Here is a 17,200-nt window from a genome sequence, read left to right on the forward strand (position 1 = left end):
CCGCCTTGATCCTGTATGGCCAAATTCGGCAACGATCACCGGAATCGGCTGTGACACGGAAGAATCGGGTGCATGACTGATCTGGTGCTGACGGCGGAACGTCGGGACGAACTGGCCGCGCTGCTGGGTGACGCGCAGCGGTTGCGGACTGAGTACCCGAAGGTGGCGGACTACCTGGATACGGCACCGATGCTGTCGGGTACTGGCGACGAGCAGGCGGACGCAGCATTCGACTTGCGCATGGTGCACTACATGACGGGCGGCCGGTCCGAGACTGGCAATCCGTATTGGGACATCGTGGGTCCATCGGTGTCCGAGCATGATGGTCATCGCGTAGTGAATGGTGGTCGGGCGCAAGGGAGTTCGCGACTCGGGTACGCACAGACAATCTTGCAGGCTGTATATGCCTATGCGGTTCCGGCGCCAGAGACCGTTCGCTGGATCGCAGATTTTTGCCAAGGTAGGCCAGTGGTTGAGCTGGGAGCAGGACGCGGATACTGGGCGGCACAACTAGCGCGAACTGGCCTGACGGTAGATGCGTACGACTCTGAACCGCCGGATACGAGCCAGAACGCCTCATTTCCCGGAGCGGCAGGGTTGCAGGATGTTTGGCACCATGTCGGCGGTTTGGACGAGTTTGATGCACGTGTAGGCAGCCGATCGGATCACGTTCTGTTCCTGTGCTGGCCACCAGGATGGGGCAACACCATGGCGTCCGAAGCTCTCTCAGCGTTTGCGGAAGCTGGTGGCGAAAGGTTGATCTTCGTCGGTGAGCAGAAGGGCGGTAAGACCGGTGATGATGCCTTCTTCGATATGCTCGGTGAGTCGTGGACGCTGGATTCCCAAGACGCGCAATATGTTTCGTGGTGGAATCTTTCGGATACCGCGCAGGCTTGGTCGCGACGCTGATACGCCTGGCTGCTCGTAGGCGGCTACGATTTGACCAGGCGTGTCGAGGCCGAAACGTTGTTTATGAACTGGGGGATTGCTTCAACGGTTCGGTCAGCGTCATGCGGAATACGAAGGCGTCGTAACGATCTCTCGGATATGAGATGTCCGACAGCATGAGCACTCGCTCGTCGGAACCGATGTATCGCTGTCGAACGGTTTTGACCAAGTCGCCGGACGGCGTACCAAGCCATGTGGCATGGCTGGTTACCGGAAGGCGATCAGCTACCGTTTCCTCGAGGACGGATGCGTTCGAGATGTCCGGCGCGCCGACCGGTTGATAAGTGTCCGAAATCGACACGGGCCGACCGTCTTCGGTTGCTCGTGTAACGACGTGCAACAGCTCATTGCCTACGCTGATTCCGAACACTTCCGCCAGCTCTTCGGTTGCTGGTACATGCTGATTGCTGCGTTCGATACGAACGTCTCGATCCGATTCGTGCCCGAAGGTGTCTTCGGGGTTCTCCATCTGACGTTCAGGCGCGGCCCGAACAAGATTCGGATGATCGCTAACGAAGATGCCGCGCCGTCGAACTGAACGCACCATGCCCTGACTCTTCAGTAGCTCGATCGCCTTCCTGACCACCATCTCGGACACGTTGTGCCGGGCGGCGATCTCCGAGTAGCTGGGCAACTGGATCCCTGGCGGATATGCGCCGGTACGAATCCGTCGCGCGTAGTCGGCTGCAAGGGAGACGTAGTCGTATTCCGGCTCGGGCATGTGGTTGTAGTCCTTCCTTGTCATCGCCTTAATGATAACCATGTTCAGTATACGCAATTACGTATACGCATTTAACCCTTCAGCATTGGTTGAGCTACGTATGCGAAGTTGTGATCCGTAGATTCTTGCTACGGATACGTAGCTACGGATACGATGGAGTCATGACCTGATCTGCAAGGTCATTCACTCGAAATTGCTACGGATGCAAGGAGTTTCAACCAATGGGTGTGAAGTGGAATCAGCGGTTTCTCGCTCCACATGGGGTGATCTTCCCGAACGGGGCGGCGATCAACGGGGTGCCCGTGCTGATGATGAAGTACAACGACCGCAAGAAGGCGTATACGAATGAGCCTGAGCGGGATGAGGAGACGGGTCTTCTGAAGTGGAAGGCCAAGGTCTGGGACTTCTCGGAGGATGTCCGGGGTACGGATGCGGGCTTGGAGCTGATTTTCCTGGCTCCGGTGCAGCCGATTCCGACCGGGAAGGAGATCCGGCCTGGTCTGGTCGAGGTGGAGTTCGAGAACCTGATGGTTCAGCCTCGGGTGACAAAGTCGGGCGACTACGCGAAGCTGACCTACCTGTATTTCGCGACGGGTATCAAGGGCGACGCTTCGGGCACGGTGGCTCCGGGTGATCACTCGGCAGCTGCTCCGCGCGATCGGAAGGCGGTCGCGTGATGTCGTCTTTCGTGGTTGTCGCGACGGCTGGTGTCGGCGGCGAACTTCGTGGCATCAAATACGAGCCCTCGTATGTGTCGTTCCGGATCGGTGAGGCCCGAGTGGTGTTGACGGTCCCAGACGCACGGGACTTGTTGGAGGCGCTGCCGAATGTGCTGGCCCAGCACGATTACGCCGAGTACGTCACTGATCAGCAGAAGGCGGTGGCGTGATGAGCGACCTGTGGATGTCGGTTGATTCGTGTAACAGCTTGTGTGACAACGAGATTTGCGCTGATTACTGCGAACGTATCGGCAAGGTGGTCATTGAGACCGGCTCGGGGCATCTGTACATGACGGTGCCGCTCGCGAAGGAGCTGTTGCACAAGCTTGCGGTGGCGGTGATGGATGGCCAGCTGGATCGAGGCGCGAAATCCGGTGCGGGGGTGTGGATTACGCCGAGCTGGTTCGTGTCCGCCGATGCTGCTGCTGAGTTGTGGGCTGAGCGGAAGGCGGTGGCGTGATGGCGACCTTCGTGCACACCACCACGGCTGTGGCGGGTATCCGCTCGGTGGAATATTTTCCGGCGTATCGGGTCGGGTCGGGTCGGCGTGCGGAGCAGATTCCGGCGTCGGTGCAGGTCCTGTTTGGTGAGGACGGCGACGTCACCCTCGAACTGACCGCCGATGACGCGCATGCCTTGATGGAAGCGCTCGCGGTGGCGTTGGTGCAGCACGCGTCGGCGCAGAGGTCGGTGGCCTGATGAACCATGACTTCGGTGTTGATGATCCGTACGGGCATCCGGCTGTGCTGAGTGTCGGTGAGGGCGTGCGTGGTGTGCACCGTCAAGGAGAGCTGGCGGCGACGGTCGCGCTGGTCGGTTGCGGCACACCGATGTTGCTGCTTCGCGTTGGTGAGGATGCGGTTGTCGGCTTGGATGTGTTCCTGGCGCACAGCCTGCGTTATCTGATGGATTATCTTCTGCCGCAACTGGATTCGCTGGTTGATGCTGATTTGAGCGGTGAGGGCAGTGGCTGCCACGGCTGAGAAGTCGCGGGCCATGGTCGCTGCACGCTGGGTCGCGGTGGTGGTGATCGTTGCTATCGGGACGGCGGCGTTTGTGCTCAGTTTCGTCGCTCTGCGTGAGCTGGCGTTGCTGGCGCACCTGCCGTCCCGGTGGGCGTGGCTGTTCCCGGTGATCATCGACGGCACCATCGTGCAGGCGACCGTGTCGGCACTGGTGCTGGCCAGCTCGCCGGAACGCCGCTGGTTCACCGGGGTGCTGATCGTCGGCGCGGCGGTCTCGATCGCTGGTAACGCCCTGCACGCGGTCATGGCGGGTCATCCGCTTCCGCCGGTGTGGGCGGCGGTGGTCGCGGCTATCGCCCCGGTCAGCCTGCTGGTCGACACCCATGGCTTGGCGGTGCTGGTCCGTGCGGCACAACAGGATTCGGCAGCGGTCCCCGAAAACGTGGCGGTCACCGAACCACTGCCGGACCTGAGTGCCAAGGCCCAGCCTGAACCGGTCGCGGTGAGCGAATCCCTGCCCGCACAGAACGATCCGGTGCCCGTGATGGCGGCGTCGCCTCGCCCGCAGCGACGTGGACGCGCCGGTTGGCCACTGCAAGCCGAGATGTTGCCGTTGGAGGTGGGTGCATAGCGTGCTCGTCTCAAATATCAAGTCGTTCAACCTGTTTCATCTATCAAGTCACCCATTGAGGAGGGGTGCCTGATGCCTGTACCTACGTCCCCTGTCCCATCCACCCGACCCACGTACATCGCGTTGGCTGCGATTCCGGTGATCGCGGTGGCGGGTCTGCTATCGCTTGCCGTTGATCGCGCACCGCATCTGGTGGCCCATCGCAGCAGTGTCCGCGCCGATGGCTGCGTGATGCTGTGCGAGCCTTCCCCGACCGTCCCGTCGTATTCGGGCATCGGCTGCCTGACCAACTGCGCGACCACCCCGCCGACTCCAGCACTGCCGAACATTTGCGTGATGTTCTGCACCGAACCGGGGTGGAGGGGTGAGCACTGATGTCGACCACGAATGCCGCCGTTGTCGGCGTGCTGCGGAACGTGAAATACGTTGCCGCGTCCCGCTACCGGGATGGTGAGACGGCTGCTGTGGTGTCGTTCGAGTTGGGCGGCACCGAGATTCGGTTGTCCATGCCCGATGCCCGCGCTTTGTCGGCGGTGCTGCCGAATCTGCTGGCCGAACACAGTGTCACGGTGGCTATCGGTCCGTTGTGGAGGGTGGCGTGATGTCGATACTGCCGATCGTGCTGTCCGCCACAGCTGTCAGTGGCGTGGTCGGAGCCGTCCTCGGTACCTGCCTGGTGCGGCGTGACCCGCACGAATGGACCCATGAGGCGATCGTGGCCGATGCCCCACCAGAGTTGCGGACGGCGGTGTTTGTGTTGGCCGATCCGGTGCAGACGAACATGATGCTGCATCGCCTCGGCTTGGGTTCCCCGGATGCCGGGTTCCCGCCGTTGGAGGGCTACGGCTACACCGATCACGGCCTGGATGCCGATTTCCTGATGCTGGCGGGCCAGTCCCGCAAGACCTGGGCCAGCGACGAAATGCTCGACCGGTTCGCTCACGTGCTGGGGGTGCCGAAGGTGACGGTGGTCTCGCCTGCTCCGGGATGGATTCGCTTGCAGCTGCGGGTGTTCGACACACTCGCCGACCCGACAGTGCTGTCGGGGGTCCACAACGAGGTGGACCTGCGAGCGGTCCCGGTCGGGGTCACCGAAACCGGTGAGATCGCCCGCATCCCGATTCTGGGCACCCACGGTCTCGCCGCCGGCGCTACCGGATCCGGGAAAGGCAGCATCGCCTACTCGATCCTGGCTGGCCTGGCTCCCGCGATCCAGGACGGATTGGTCGACGTGTGGTGCATCGACCCCAAGGGCGGAGTCGAGTTCAGCCCCGCGGCAAAGCTGTTCGTCCGGTTCGAGTACGAAACCGCCGAACGCATCCTCGCGTTGTTGAAAGAGGCCGTGGCGGTGATGCGGGACCGGCAAGCCAAACTCGTTGCGGCGGGCCTGCGCAAGCATGTCCCGACCACCGAGGAACCGCTGATCCTGATCCTGCTCGACGAGGCAGCAGCCCTGTCCGCCTACGCCGACCGCGATACCCGTACCGCGTTCGAGGAACTGCTCGGTCTGCTGCTGACCCAGGCGCGGGCTACCGCGATCAGCATCTTCGCGTTCGTGCAGGATCCGTCGAAGGAGACCATGCCGCAGCGGCAGCTGTTCCCGGTCCGGATCGGGCTGCGTCTGGACGAACCGACCCAGGTCGGCATGATCTTCGGGGCCGGTGCCCGTGACCGGGGTGCCCGCTGCGACGAGATCCCTGACAGCACACCGGGTGTCGGCTACATCGAACAGGACGGCTCGACCGCCCTGACCAGGGTCCGGTTCTACTGGGTCTCCGACGACGATATCGCCTGGCTGGTCCGCGAATACGGCTTGCACCACGACATCGGCACTGCGGCACCGGGTTCGGCTCCACCGGACTTCGATCCCGATGACCTCGGCGACGAAAGCGAGGCGGCGGCATGAACGGGATTGTGCTCCTGCGCCTTTCGGGTGATCTCGCAGACATTACAGCCGTCCTGGCAACCCTGGTCGGCGCTGACGGGCTACGGATGACTGTCCGTGACCGCACTTACCCCAACCGGAACGGGGACGGCGTACGCGTCTACGCCGAACTCGCTCTACCGGCCGCGAAGGAGGGCCGGTCATGAAATCAGGATTCGTCACCGAAACACACCTGCTCGTCTACTGCACGGGATGCGGTCAGCCCTGGCATTGCGGTGACCCGGACTGCCCGCGTGAAGCCTGCTGCCTGGGCACCCTCGACGACATCGAGATCGTACGGCGGTTGGCGGCGACGGGATGGCGCGTCGAGACCGACCGGGTCGTGTACTGCGACGGCTGCCTTCACTACACGGAGGTGCGGTCATGAACACCGATACCTACCGGGATGAACCGGTGTTCTTCTACCTCGTCACTCCCGATCGGGTCCGCACGGGTGATGTCGTCTACGAGATCAACGGCCATCTGGTCCGGGGTGGCGCGCTCCGGATCGGCAAGGTCCGTCACCTCGCCGCCGACAAACACACCGGACGGCCCGAGGGCTGGCAGCTGGTCCCGCAGGAACCCTGGTCACGGTTCACTCGATTCGTCGACGCCGCCGCACAGGTGAAGATCGGCCGCGCTACTTCGGTCACCGGTCGCGTCAACCCCATGGTCGCAGCTGCCGCAGCGCCGCTACCCAAACGCGCCACGCGCCGGAAAACGGCCGCTACCGATCAGCTGACATTGTTCGAACGGCCTGGTGAAAGCTCATGATGAACACGAAAGACGGTGCACCACAGCATGATCCGTTCGACTTGATCGGGTTGGCGGTGCTGAACACCGCGTGGTGGCTGCTGCTCGGTGCCGCTGTCGCGGTCCGGTGGGCGCTGCTGTTCCCGATGATCTCGATCCCGGTCGCCATGGTCATCACGGTCACGATCACGACCGGGCCGATCGCGGGTATCGCGGTCGCGGCGCTCTCGGTCACGGCACTCATGGTGTGGCGCAACCAATTCCCGGCAACGTTCGATCGCTGGGTCACCGCTCGGGCGCGGACACGGTTCCTGGCGTGGTGGCGTTACGGGTGCCGCTGGGCTCGCCTGCTCACCGCCTGTCATCTCACGATCCCCGACGACAGTGGCAGGCAGGTGATCCCGCGTTGTCTCGCTGTCGAGATCGGCAAGACCGTGGACCGCTTGCGGGTGCGGATGCTGCCCGGGCAATGCCCCGCTGACTGGGAGAACCGCACCGACCACCTGGTGCACGCGTTCCGGGCGCAGGAATGCCGGGCCACGATCATCGGCCCCGCCACCATCGAATTGGTGTTCCGGCGCGCCGATTCACTGGCCGAACCGATCGAACTGCCCACGATCGGGGATGGGCACGACCGGAGAAAGGGGGCAGCGTAATGGACGTCGATACCGAAACTGTTGTGCCGCAGCGGGAAATAGCCGCCGAGCGGCACGCTAAACCGAACTTCTACGACATCGCGATCGCCACGGCAGAGAAGTTCGGCGTGTGCAAGCGCCCGATTCCGATGCGCATCTACGATCCGAGAACACTCACCGAGACCTACGTCGCTACACCGTGTAAGGCCACGATCGCCTCAACGTGTCCAGCGTGCGCGAAAGTCGCTCGGGCGCTGCGGGTTACGCAATGCTACGAGGGCTGGCACCTGGATGCCGAACCGGTGGACGAGAAACCGGAACCGACCGAGTGGCAGGTCCATCTGCTAACCGCGCGCGCGAACCTGCTCGACGACTACCAAGCCGCCAAGGCCGAAGGTGATGAGTACCTGATGGACGGCATCCGCGAACTGGTCGCGGACCTGGATGCCGAGCTACACGATACCGGCTGGACGGCCCGGCTTGACGCGCTAGACCCGTTGCCCAAGAAACGCCGTATCCGTTCGACGAAACGCCGCCAGGACATGCCGGACTTACCGCGAAAGAAGGTGGGCCGCACCACGATTGGGGAGATCTTCGCGGGCAAGTATCGGCCCTCGATGATGATCACCCTCACCCTGCCCTCCTACGGGAAGATCAACCCCGATGGCGGGCGCGACACCGACGGCAAGCCTGCCTCGGATGGTTCACCGCGTGACCCGGACACCTACGACTACCAATCCGCCGCACGCGACATCGTGCACTTCGCGGCGTTGCGTGACCGGTTCAAGAAGAACCTGCGTCGCTGCGTCGGCTGGAACGTCCAGTACTGGGAAGTGGTGGAACCGCAAAAACGCGGTGCCCCGCACGTGCACATGCTGATCCGGGGCCGGATTCCGCGTGAGGTCGTCAAACAGGTGGCCCGCGCGACCTATCACCAGGTGTGGTGGCCGTATCACGATCCGGAGAACGAGGTGTACGGGCACGGTCGAATACCGGTGTGGGACACCATGAAAGCGACGTTCGTCGACCCGGACACCGGGACGGCGTTGCCGGGGTTCGATGACGCCCGTGACAACCTGAAACCGGCGCACGTCATCAAGTTCGGCACCCAGATCGACCCGAAACACATCAAAGGCGTGATCGGCGGCACCCAGGAAGCCGCCCGCACCATCGGCTACGTCACCAAATACCTGACCAAGTCGATCGCCGAAGTCCTCGAACCCCAATCCGCCAGGGCCGCAGTACATTACGACCGGCTACACGCCGAGCTCCAGCACACCCCATGCAGCGAAACATGCGCGGTATGGCTGCGGTTCGGCATCGTGCCCCAGGGCGCGACCGAGAAAACGATCCCGGGACGCTGTCGTGGCAAAGCGCACCGCCGAGACACCCTCGGCTTGCCCGGTCGGCGTGTCCTGAACTCGAGGAAATGGACGGGCAAGACCCTGGCTGACCACAAGGCCGACCGGGTCGAATTCGTTCGACAGCTGCTCGGCAAGGTCGGCATGACCTTTCCCGAGACCGACCGGCTTCAGATCACTCCGGTCGAACCCGGTGATCAGCACTGCCCACCGCGTGACCAGTTGATCATGGACCACATCGCGCAACGTACTCGATGGCGCGCCGAACTCACCACACGCCAACTCGCCGCCAGTCCGCCGGGGGCGCAACAACTTTCGGCAATGCAGACGGCCGCATAGGGAACAGGAGGAAAGTCTGATGGAGGATGGCGAACAGTACTTGCGCGCCAAGGATTGCGAGAAGCTGACCGGGATTCCGGAAGCTACTTGGCGGTGGTGGGCACATGTCGGTTATGGCCCGGAAAGCTTCAAGCTAGGCCCTCGACGACGGGTGTGGAAGCGAACGGTCGTGATTGCCTGGATTGAGGAACAGGCTCGACTGACTGCGCGTGGCGGAAAGGCTGCGTAAATGGTTGCTACACGTCGTAATCCGCGATCGGGCATCGAGGACCGCTGGTACCCGACTGTTACCGTGGTGGACCCGATGACGGGCAAGAAGTCGAAAAAGAAGGAGAAGTCCGAAGATCGGTTCGGCAAGGGCAAGCGTTGGCGGGCGCGCTATGTCGACCCGAATGGGGTGGAACGGTCCCGGTCGTTCGACACCAAGGCGGCGGCGCAGAAATTCCTTGACGGTGATGTGACGACCAAGGTGGTCACCGGAACGTGGGTTGATCCTGACCGCAGTGCCGTGCTTTTCTCGGTGGTGGCCGAAAAATGGTTTGCCACAAAGAAATTCCGTAAGCCGAAGACTGTAGCGGGCTATCGGTCTTTGCTGGATACGGTCGTGAAACCGCGTTGGGGTTCAACTCCGTTGCGGGACATCGAGTTCGAGGACATTCAAGAATGGGTGGTCGAGCTGTCCGAGAAGGGCGGCACTCGATTCGAGGGACGTGGCCTGTCGGCGTCTCGGGTGATTCAGTCCTACCAGGTGCTCAGCCAGGTATTGAAGTTCGCGATCAAGGCGAAGCGTCTGGCGGTGAATCCGGCCGAGGAAATCGACTTGCCGCAGATGATGGCGGGGGAGCGGCGCTACCTGACTCATCTGGAGGTGATGAAGCTCGCGATGGCGGCCGGTCGTTTCCGCCCGCTGGTGTTCACCCTGGCATACACCGGAATCCGGTTCGGTGAGGCGATCGCCCTGCGCGCTGCCAGTGTTGATCTCCTGAACCGGCGTATCCGCGTCACTCGTTCGGCAACCTTCGTCACGGGTGAGGGCTACGTGGAGACGGACACGAAGAACCACACGACTCGTGCGGTTCCGATCCCGGACATCCTGGTCAAGGAGCTCGGCAAGCTGCTCGACGGCCGCAAGTCGGACTGGCTGGTGTTCCCCAGTCACAAGGGCGGCTATCTGACCTCGACGGAATTCCGGTGGGTGTTCGACGAGGCGGTTAGGGCGACTGGGCTGGATGGCGTTGTGCCGCACGGTCTCCGGCACACGGCAGCGTCGTTGGCAATCAGTGCCGGGGGGAACATCAAGGTCGTGCAGAAGATGCTCGGACACAAAACAGCGACGTTGACGCTCGACCTGTACGGGCATCTGTTCCCGGACGATTTGGACACCGTGGCCGATGGAATGGACGCCGGTGCCCGAGCAGCTGCGGACCAATTGCGGACTGCCTGACTGGGGAGCGTCGGGAGTGATCGCCGAAACCGCCATCTACCTTGGTGCCGAGTGTGGGACTCGAACCCACACGTCCTTTCGGACAACGGTTTTTGAGACCGTCGCGTCTGCCAGTTCCGCCAACTCGGCGCACCGGGTGACGACTATAGCGGGTGGAGGGCGAAAACACCGAATGGGTTGCGTCGGTGTGCGCCACGGCACGGTTTGCGCAGGGTATATGCGTTCTATGCGCAACTGAAAGGTACTCTTTACATCACTCGATTGCGCGATGACGGGTCGTCGGTCCGTAGGGCTCCAACGGCTTGGCGTTCGGCGTGTCGGGACAGGCATCGGAACCAGAGGGGTCTACCTATGAGTGAGCGGACTACAGCAGGGGGCGCCGGCGTGAAGCGGGAAGCCGGGGCGAAGCGGGTCGTTGTGGCCGAGGACGAGGCGCTCATCCGGATGGATCTGGTGGAGATGTTGACCGAGGAGGGTTATCAGGTTGTCGGTGAGGCGGGTGATGGTCAGCAGGCTGTCGACCTAGCGGTGGAGCACCGGCCGGATCTGGTGATCATGGATGTGAAGATGCCGCGTCGGGACGGTATCGATGCCGCGGCGGAGATCGCGTCGAAACGTGTTGCGCCGGTGGTGATTTTGACGGCGTTCAGCCAGCGGGATCTGGTGGAGCGGGCGCGGGATGCCGGGGCGATGGCGTATCTGGTGAAGCCGTTCACGAAGTCGGATCTGGTGCCGGCGATCGAGTTGGCGGCGAGCCGGTTCCATGAGATCACCGCGTTGGAGAGCGAGGTGGCCAATCTGGCCGATCGTTTGGAGACGCGGAAGTTGGTGGAGCGGGCGAAAGGCGTCTTGATGCAGACGCAGGGGTTGTCGGAGCCGCAGGCGTTCAAGTGGATTCAGCGGACGGCGATGGATCGGCGGACGACGATGAAGGCTGTTGCGGAGGTCGTCTTGGAGAACTTGACGCCACAGTGACAAGTTCCAGCATCACGGCTGGAAATTTTACGTACCGGAAACCTCTCGGCGAAGAACAATTCGTTGCAATGTCATCGACATGATCCGAATGTGATGCGGATCTAACGCGCCAACGCTATGTTCTGACCGGGTCGACAGTGGTCGGTCCCCTCTCGGTGATGCCGGGGGGAGCACAGGACGTAGAGGTGAAACGTGCTTAGTTCGACATGGCGCGGTCGTACGACGCTTGGTGTGCTGGCGGTCGGCGCTGCCGCGGCGCTGGTGCTGACGGGTTGTAGCAGTAAATCGACCGGTAACGACAACAAATCTTCCGGCACCAGCGAGGGCGCTTCGAGCGGCCTGTCGATCCAGCCGGTGGCTCAGGTGGACAAGGACGGTAAGCAGGTCCCGAAGTCCGAGACCGCGAAGGCCGCCGATCCGGCCGGTGACGGTAAGGCCACCTGTGCTCCCGGTGTGACCATTGCTTTCGCCGGCGCGTTGACCGGCCCGAACGCGCAGCTCGGCATCAATATCAACAATGGCGCGAAGCTGGCTATCGATCAGCACAACAAGGCGAATCCGAACTGCAAGATCGAGATCAAGTCGTTCGACACCGAGGGTGATCCGCAGAAGGCCACCCAGGTGATTCCGCAGATCGTCAACGACAAGTCGATCATCGGTCTGGTCGGTCCGGCGTTCTCTGGTGAGACGAAGGCGACCGGCAAGATCCTCAGCGATGCGGGCCTGGCTTCGCTCACCGCGTCGGCCACCAACGCGACGCTCACCCAGAACGGCTGGACCAGCTTCTTCCGCGGTCTGGCCAATGACGACACGCAGGGCCCTTCGGTGGCGAAGTACCTGGTGAACACGGCGGGCTACAAGAAGGTCTGCGTCATCCAGGACAACAGCGATTACGGCACCGGCTTGGCGAAGTCGATCACCGAGGGTCTCGGCAGCGCGGCCGATTCGGCGTGCGCGGCCAGCATCAAGGCCGGTGACAAGGATTTCTCGGCGACGGTGACCAAGGTGAAGGCGGCCAATCCGGATGCCGTCTTCTACTCGGGTTACTACGCGGAGGGCGCGCCGCTGGCCCAGCAGTTGAAGCAGGGTGGCGTGAAGGCCGAGTTCGTCGGCCCGGACGGCGTGAACGACCCGCAGTTCATCGCGCAGGCGGGTAGCGCGGCCAAGGGTGCGACGCTGACCTGCCCGTGTGGTCCGGCTCCGGAGAAGTTCGCGAAGGACTACCAGGCGTTCAACAACATGGCGTCGGGCGTGTACTCGGTCGAGGCCTACGATCTGGCGACGATCCTCGCGAAGGGTATCGACGCGGGCAAGGTGACCCGCCCCGACCTGCTCGAGTTCGTGCGCAACTACGACGGTGACGGACTGGCGCGGCATTACAAGTGGAGTGCCAACGGCGAGCTCGCCAACGCGCTGATCTGGATTTACACGGTCAAGTAGCCAAGTAGCCCGACACGAAATCGCGCAGCACGTATGGGGTCGCGTGAATCCCCCCATACGTGCTGTTTCGTAAAGGGCGAATAAGCGAGGGCGAATAAAAGAATGTTTTCAACAGCAGTCGGCGGCGTTGTACAACTCGCCGCCGGATCGATCGACTTCAACTATCAAGGGGTGATCGATCAGTTCTGGCGACTGACCGTCGACGGATTGTCCTACGGTGCCATCTACGCACTCGTCGCTGTCGGCTATACCCTGGTCTACGGCGTTTTGCGGCTGATCAATTTCGCCCACTCCGAAATTTTCATGCTCGGTTTGTTCGGGCAGTATGTCGGGCTGATGCTGCTGGGCTTCTCGCCCAGCGGTGATGTCTATTCGCAGGGTGTCATCCTCACCGTCACCTATCTGGCCTTGGCGATGATCATCGGCATGGCCGTATCCGGCGGCGCGGCAGTGGGTTTGGAGCGGGTGGCCTATCGGCCGTTGCGCAAGCGCGGGGCGAAACCGCTGATCTTCTTGATCACCGCGATCGGCGCGTCGTTCGTGATCCAGGAGATCGTGCACTTCGTGATCCCGAAGATCTGGCCGGATCTGGGCGGCACCAACGCGCAGAAGCCGATCATGCTGGTCGAACCGTCGATCCAGTTCAGTTTCGGCGGCGCGGATGTCACCAACGTGACCATCGTGATCGTGGTCGCCGCAATCGTTTTGGCGCTGGCCACCGAGATTCTGATCAACCGGACCAAGTTCGGCCGCGGCATCCGGGCCGTGGCGCAGGATCCGGATACCGCGACCCTCATGGGTGTTTCGCGGGAGCGGATCATCATGCTGACCTTCCTCATCGGCGGTGTGCTGGCCGGCGCGGCCGCGCTGCTCTATTCGATGAAGATTCCCAACGGCATCATCTACTCGGGTGGGTTCATCCTGGGTATCAAGGCGTTCAGCGCCGCGGTGCTCGGCGGTATCGGCAATCTGCGCGGTGCGCTGCTCGGCGGGTTGCTGCTCGGTCTGGCCGAGAACTACGGCCAGATCCTGTTCGGCACCGAATGGCGTGACGTCGTCGCATTCGTGGTGCTGGTGCTGGTGCTGATGATCCGGCCGACCGGCATCCTCGGCGAAAGTCTCGGGAGGGCACGAGCATGAGCGTGAAAACCGCTGAGCCGCAAGGTAAGAGCGCACCGGAGGTGCCGGAGAAGCACGGCATCGGTGATGCGCTACGCAGCTGGTGGTCGGGACTATCGCGGCCCGCGCAGTGGGGGATCGGCGTTCCGGCGATCATACTGCTGGCCCTGCTACCCCTGTATCCGCCGCCGTTCCTGGACACCCCCGGTACCAGTTTCGGCGGGGTGATGGCGCAGTTCGCGATGTACGCGCTGATCGCCGTCGGCTTGAATGTCGTTGTCGGACAGGCGGGTCTGCTCGATCTCGGCTATGTCGGCTTCTACGCCGTCGGCGCGTATACGGTGGGCCTGCTGACCAGTCCCAACAGTCCGTGGAATCAGACCGACGGCTGGTTGAACAAGGATTGGGCCTGGCTGGCCTGTCTGCCGCTGGCCGCGGCGGTGACCGCGGTATCCGGTTTGATCCTCGGTTCACCGACGCTGCGGTTGCGCGGCGACTATCTGGCGATCGTGACCCTCGGCTTCGGTGAGATCGTCCGGCTGCTGGCCGACAACCTCGGCGATGTCACCAACGGCAGCCTCGGGCTGTCCGGTATCGCCTATCCGCACGTCGGCGAGTCGGCGACGAAGCAGAACGGCGTGTTCTCCGCGGGTAACGTCGGAAATGCGAACAGCTCCAACATCTTCGACAAGGCGAACTCCGGAATCTGGTGGTACTGGGTCGGTATGGTGCTGGTGATCATCGCCCTGCTGATCGTCGGGAATCTGGAGCGCAGCCGGGTCGGCCGCGCCTGGGTCGCCATCCGGGAGGATGAGGACGCGGCCGAGATCATGGGGGTGCCCACCTTCAAATTCAAGCTGTGGGCGTTCATGATCGGCGCCGCGATCGGCGGTCTGTCCGGTGCGCTGTACGCGGGGCAGGTGCAGTTCATCAACCCGACCGGCTTCAACGTCATCAACTCGATGCTGTTCCTGTGCGCGGTGGTGATCGGCGGTCAGGGCAACAAGCTCGGTGTGATCGTCGGCGCGTTCATCATCGTGTACCTGCCGAACCGGTTGCTCTCGGTGCAGGCGGTGGGTCAGAGCGTGCTCGGCTATGTGATGCTGATCGTGACGATCGCGGTGATCGTCGCGCTGGTCATGGTGTGGCGCAGGCGGATTCGCGATGCGGAGAACCGGGTCAAATACGGCTATCTCGGCGGCGTCGCGGTCGTGGCCGTCGTACTGCTGGTGATTCTCGGCAATGTGCTGAAATTCCACGAGCAGGGCGCGCAGTCGCTCGGCGACTTCAAATACCTCTTCTTCGGCATCACGCTGATGGTGTTGATGATCTTCAAGCCGCAAGGCCTGTTCCCGGTGCGGCAGAAGCTGCTCACCTATGGGCGTCAGGTGTATCAGGCCGTGCGCAAACCGTTCGGCGGCAAAGCGATTGGAGCGCAGGGATGACCGGGCCTGGCGCGGGTGGCGCGCTGTTCGACAACGAGGATATGGCGGCGGGCTACACCGAGGAGCAGACGGAGTCCAGCGCGGGCGTCGTCGATGTCTCGGCGGTCGCCCCGGAGCTCGCCGACGCCGAAACGGTCGCGGAAGTCGTTGCACCGCATCGGGATATCGATACCGCGGTCGGTAAACCGTTGCTGCGCACCGAGGGGCTCACGGTCAAGTTCGGTGGCCTCACCGCGCTCGACGATGTGAGTTTCGAGATCCGCCGCGGCGAGATCCTCGGGCTCATCGGACCCAACGGCGCGGGCAAGACCACCTGCTTCAACGCGATCACCGGCGTGTACCGGCCGTCGAGCGGCACGGTGTACTTCGACGGCAAACCGCTGACCAAGACCAAGCGCAACGCCATCACCAGGCTCGGTATCGCGCGCACCTTCCAGAACATCCGGTTGTTCGGCGAGATGACGGCGCTGGAGAACGTGGTCGTCGGCACCGACGCCCGGCACCGCACCTCGGTGCCGGGCGCGGTGCTGCGCACCCCGCGCCACCGGCGGGAGGAACGCGACGCCATCGAGCGCGGGATGGCGCTGCTCGAATTCGTCGGCATCGCGCCGCGGGCGGTGGAGAAGGCGCGCAATCTGCCGTACGGCGATCAGCGCAGGCTGGAGATCGCCAGGGCGCTTGCCACCGAACCGAAGCTGCTGTGCCTCGACGAGCCCGCGGCCGGCTTCAACCCCAGCGAGAAATCGGCGCTGATGGATCTGATCCGCAAGATCCGCGACGACGGTTTCACCGTGCTGCTGATCGAGCACGATATGCGGCTGGTGATGGGGGTGACCGATCGGATCGTCGTGCTGGAGTTCGGCCGCAAGATCGCCGATGGGCTGCCCGCCGACATCCGGGACAACCCGGATGTCATCGCGGCCTACCTCGGTGTGCCCGACGACGAAATCGAGCAGATCCTCGCCGAGCCGACCGGCGGACAGGAGCAGTGATGGTGCAAACGAAGCCGAACGAGCAGTCCAGCACGTCGCAGTCGCAGTACCTGCTCGAGGTCGACGACATGGTCGTCAACTACGGCAGAATCCAGGCGCTGCACGGGATTTCGCTGCAGGTGGCGCCGGGTGAGCTGGTCACCCTGCTCGGCGCGAACGGCGCGGGCAAGACGACGACCATGCGCGCGCTGTCCGGCCTGCTGCCGCTCACCCGAGGGCGGATCCGGTTCGAGGGTCGCGACATCACCAGGATGAAGGCGCACGAGCGGGTGGGTCTCGGGCTCATCCAGGCGCCGGAGGGCCGCGGTGTCTTCCCCGGGATGACCGTGCAGGAGAACCTCGATATGGGTTGCTACTCCAGGGTTTTCAAGGAGAAGTCGGAATACGCGAAAACCCTGGACTGGGTGCTCGAATTGTTCCCGCGCCTGGCCGAGCGGCGCAAACAGGTCGGTGGCACGCTGTCCGGCGGTGAGCAGCAGATGCTGGCCATCGGACGGGCGCTGATGGCCCGGCCCCGGCTGCTGCTGCTCGACGAACCGTCGATGGGGTTGGCGCCCATGGTGATTCAGCAGATCTTCCGGATCATCAGCGAGATCAACCAGCAGGGCACCACGGTGCTGCTGGTGGAGCAGAACGCGCGCCAGGCGCTGGCGCGCAGCGATCGCGCGTACATCCTGGAGACCGGTGAGGTCACCAAGACGGGATCCGGGCGGGAACTGCTCACCGATCCGGCCGTGAAGTCCGCCTACCTCGGGGTCGCGTAAAGCCGCTGCGGTGACGTCGCCTGCT

At 63.2% G+C, this 17,200-nt stretch carries 21 protein-coding genes and 1 tRNA gene; 20 read left to right on the forward strand and 2 right to left on the reverse strand.

Annotated features, from left to right (window positions below):
- Window positions 1-72 precede the first annotated feature (72 nt).
- The gene (locus tag LGY53_RS26755; protein ID WP_225729478.1) at window positions 73-909 is read left to right on the forward strand and encodes a hypothetical protein; all 837 of its coding nucleotides are present in this window, start codon (window positions 73-75) and stop codon (window positions 907-909) included.
- Between the two features lie 61 nt (window positions 910-970).
- On the opposite strand, the gene LGY53_RS26760 is transcribed toward LGY53_RS26755, so the two are convergent.
- Window positions 971-1,693, reverse strand: coding sequence for a GntR family transcriptional regulator (locus LGY53_RS26760; protein WP_225729479.1), 723 nt, complete (start codon window positions 1,691-1,693; stop codon window positions 971-973).
- 197 nt (window positions 1,694-1,890) lie between these two features.
- Between LGY53_RS26760 and LGY53_RS26765 the strand changes: the two genes are divergently transcribed.
- From LGY53_RS26765 to LGY53_RS26830, 13 genes are all read left to right on the forward strand, one after another.
- Window positions 1,891-2,346, forward strand: a complete 456-nt coding sequence (locus tag LGY53_RS26765) for a hypothetical protein (protein ID WP_225729480.1) — start codon at window positions 1,891-1,893, stop codon at window positions 2,344-2,346.
- Window positions 2,343-2,558 (forward strand): hypothetical protein, encoded by a 216-nt coding sequence (locus tag LGY53_RS26770; RefSeq protein WP_225729481.1) that lies wholly within the window; start codon window positions 2,343-2,345, stop codon window positions 2,556-2,558. The genes LGY53_RS26765 and LGY53_RS26770 overlap by 4 nt, the downstream gene beginning before the upstream one ends.
- Window positions 2,558-2,848, forward strand: coding sequence for a hypothetical protein (locus LGY53_RS26775; RefSeq protein ID WP_225729482.1), 291 nt, complete (start codon window positions 2,558-2,560; stop codon window positions 2,846-2,848). Before LGY53_RS26770 ends, LGY53_RS26775 begins: the two co-directional genes overlap by 1 nt.
- Window positions 2,848-3,087 (forward strand): hypothetical protein, encoded by a 240-nt coding sequence (locus LGY53_RS26780; protein ID WP_225729483.1) that lies wholly within the window; start codon window positions 2,848-2,850, stop codon window positions 3,085-3,087. The genes LGY53_RS26775 and LGY53_RS26780 overlap by 1 nt, the downstream gene beginning before the upstream one ends.
- Complete coding sequence (locus LGY53_RS26785; RefSeq protein ID WP_225729484.1) at window positions 3,087-3,371, forward strand: hypothetical protein; 285 nt, start codon at window positions 3,087-3,089, stop codon at window positions 3,369-3,371. Before LGY53_RS26780 ends, LGY53_RS26785 begins: the two co-directional genes overlap by 1 nt.
- Window positions 3,355-3,984: a DUF2637 domain-containing protein gene (locus LGY53_RS26790; RefSeq protein WP_225729485.1), complete on the forward strand. Its 630-nt coding sequence runs from the start codon at window positions 3,355-3,357 to the stop codon at window positions 3,982-3,984. The genes LGY53_RS26785 and LGY53_RS26790 overlap by 17 nt, the downstream gene beginning before the upstream one ends.
- A 374-nt stretch (window positions 3,985-4,358) precedes the next feature.
- Window positions 4,359-4,586, forward strand: coding sequence for a hypothetical protein (locus LGY53_RS26795; RefSeq protein ID WP_225729486.1), 228 nt, complete (start codon window positions 4,359-4,361; stop codon window positions 4,584-4,586).
- On the forward strand, window positions 4,586-5,890 hold the full coding sequence (locus LGY53_RS26800; RefSeq protein ID WP_225729487.1) for an FtsK/SpoIIIE domain-containing protein: 1,305 nt from the start codon (window positions 4,586-4,588) through the stop codon (window positions 5,888-5,890). Before LGY53_RS26795 ends, LGY53_RS26800 begins: the two co-directional genes overlap by 1 nt.
- Before the next feature lie 181 nt (window positions 5,891-6,071).
- Window positions 6,072-6,296, forward strand: coding sequence for a hypothetical protein (locus LGY53_RS26805; RefSeq protein ID WP_225729488.1), 225 nt, complete (start codon window positions 6,072-6,074; stop codon window positions 6,294-6,296).
- Window positions 6,293-6,682 carry a hypothetical protein gene (locus LGY53_RS26810; RefSeq protein WP_225729489.1) on the forward strand — a complete coding sequence of 130 codons (390 nt, stop codon included), beginning with the start codon at window positions 6,293-6,295 and terminating at the stop codon, window positions 6,680-6,682. Before LGY53_RS26805 ends, LGY53_RS26810 begins: the two co-directional genes overlap by 4 nt.
- Window positions 6,679-7,317, forward strand: a complete 639-nt coding sequence (locus LGY53_RS26815; protein WP_225729490.1) for a hypothetical protein — start codon at window positions 6,679-6,681, stop codon at window positions 7,315-7,317. The genes LGY53_RS26810 and LGY53_RS26815 overlap by 4 nt, the downstream gene beginning before the upstream one ends.
- A complete protein-coding gene (locus LGY53_RS26820; RefSeq protein ID WP_225729491.1) occupies window positions 7,317-8,996 on the forward strand; it encodes a helitron helicase-like domain-containing protein in 1,680 nt (559 codons plus the stop codon). The genes LGY53_RS26815 and LGY53_RS26820 overlap by 1 nt, the downstream gene beginning before the upstream one ends.
- Before the next feature lie 304 nt (window positions 8,997-9,300).
- On the forward strand, window positions 9,301-10,440 hold the full coding sequence (locus tag LGY53_RS26830; protein ID WP_225729493.1) for a site-specific integrase: 1,140 nt from the start codon (window positions 9,301-9,303) through the stop codon (window positions 10,438-10,440).
- 42 nt (window positions 10,441-10,482) lie between these two features.
- On the opposite strand, the gene LGY53_RS26835 is transcribed toward LGY53_RS26830, so the two are convergent.
- Window positions 10,483-10,569, reverse strand: a tRNA-Leu gene (locus LGY53_RS26835).
- A gap of 222 nt (window positions 10,570-10,791) precedes the next feature.
- Between LGY53_RS26835 and LGY53_RS26840 the strand changes: the two genes are divergently transcribed.
- The 6 genes from LGY53_RS26840 (at window position 10,792) to LGY53_RS26865 (ending at window position 17,175) form a co-directional block, all read left to right on the forward strand.
- Window positions 10,792-11,415 carry an ANTAR domain-containing response regulator gene (locus tag LGY53_RS26840; RefSeq protein WP_167473954.1) on the forward strand — a complete coding sequence of 208 codons (624 nt, stop codon included), beginning with the start codon at window positions 10,792-10,794 and terminating at the stop codon, window positions 11,413-11,415.
- A gap of 192 nt (window positions 11,416-11,607) precedes the next feature.
- Window positions 11,608-12,855, forward strand: a complete 1,248-nt coding sequence (locus LGY53_RS26845; RefSeq protein ID WP_374111240.1) for a branched-chain amino acid ABC transporter substrate-binding protein — start codon at window positions 11,608-11,610, stop codon at window positions 12,853-12,855.
- Window positions 12,856-12,957: 102 nt separating this feature from the next.
- Complete coding sequence (locus LGY53_RS26850; protein WP_225729494.1) at window positions 12,958-13,995, forward strand: branched-chain amino acid ABC transporter permease; 1,038 nt, start codon at window positions 12,958-12,960, stop codon at window positions 13,993-13,995.
- Window positions 13,992-15,419 (forward strand): branched-chain amino acid ABC transporter permease, encoded by a 1,428-nt coding sequence (locus LGY53_RS26855; protein ID WP_225729495.1) that lies wholly within the window; start codon window positions 13,992-13,994, stop codon window positions 15,417-15,419. Before LGY53_RS26850 ends, LGY53_RS26855 begins: the two co-directional genes overlap by 4 nt.
- Window positions 15,416-16,411, forward strand: a complete 996-nt coding sequence (locus LGY53_RS26860) for an ABC transporter ATP-binding protein (RefSeq protein WP_225729496.1) — start codon at window positions 15,416-15,418, stop codon at window positions 16,409-16,411. Before LGY53_RS26855 ends, LGY53_RS26860 begins: the two co-directional genes overlap by 4 nt.
- Window positions 16,411-17,175 (forward strand): ABC transporter ATP-binding protein, encoded by a 765-nt coding sequence (locus LGY53_RS26865; RefSeq protein WP_225729497.1) that lies wholly within the window; start codon window positions 16,411-16,413, stop codon window positions 17,173-17,175. Before LGY53_RS26860 ends, LGY53_RS26865 begins: the two co-directional genes overlap by 1 nt.
- Window positions 17,176-17,200: the final 25 nt, after the last annotated feature.

The organism is Nocardia sp. JCM 34519.1 (genome assembly GCF_020361265.1).
Classification (GTDB): Bacteria; Actinomycetota; Actinomycetes; order Mycobacteriales; family Mycobacteriaceae; genus Nocardia; species Nocardia arthritidis_A.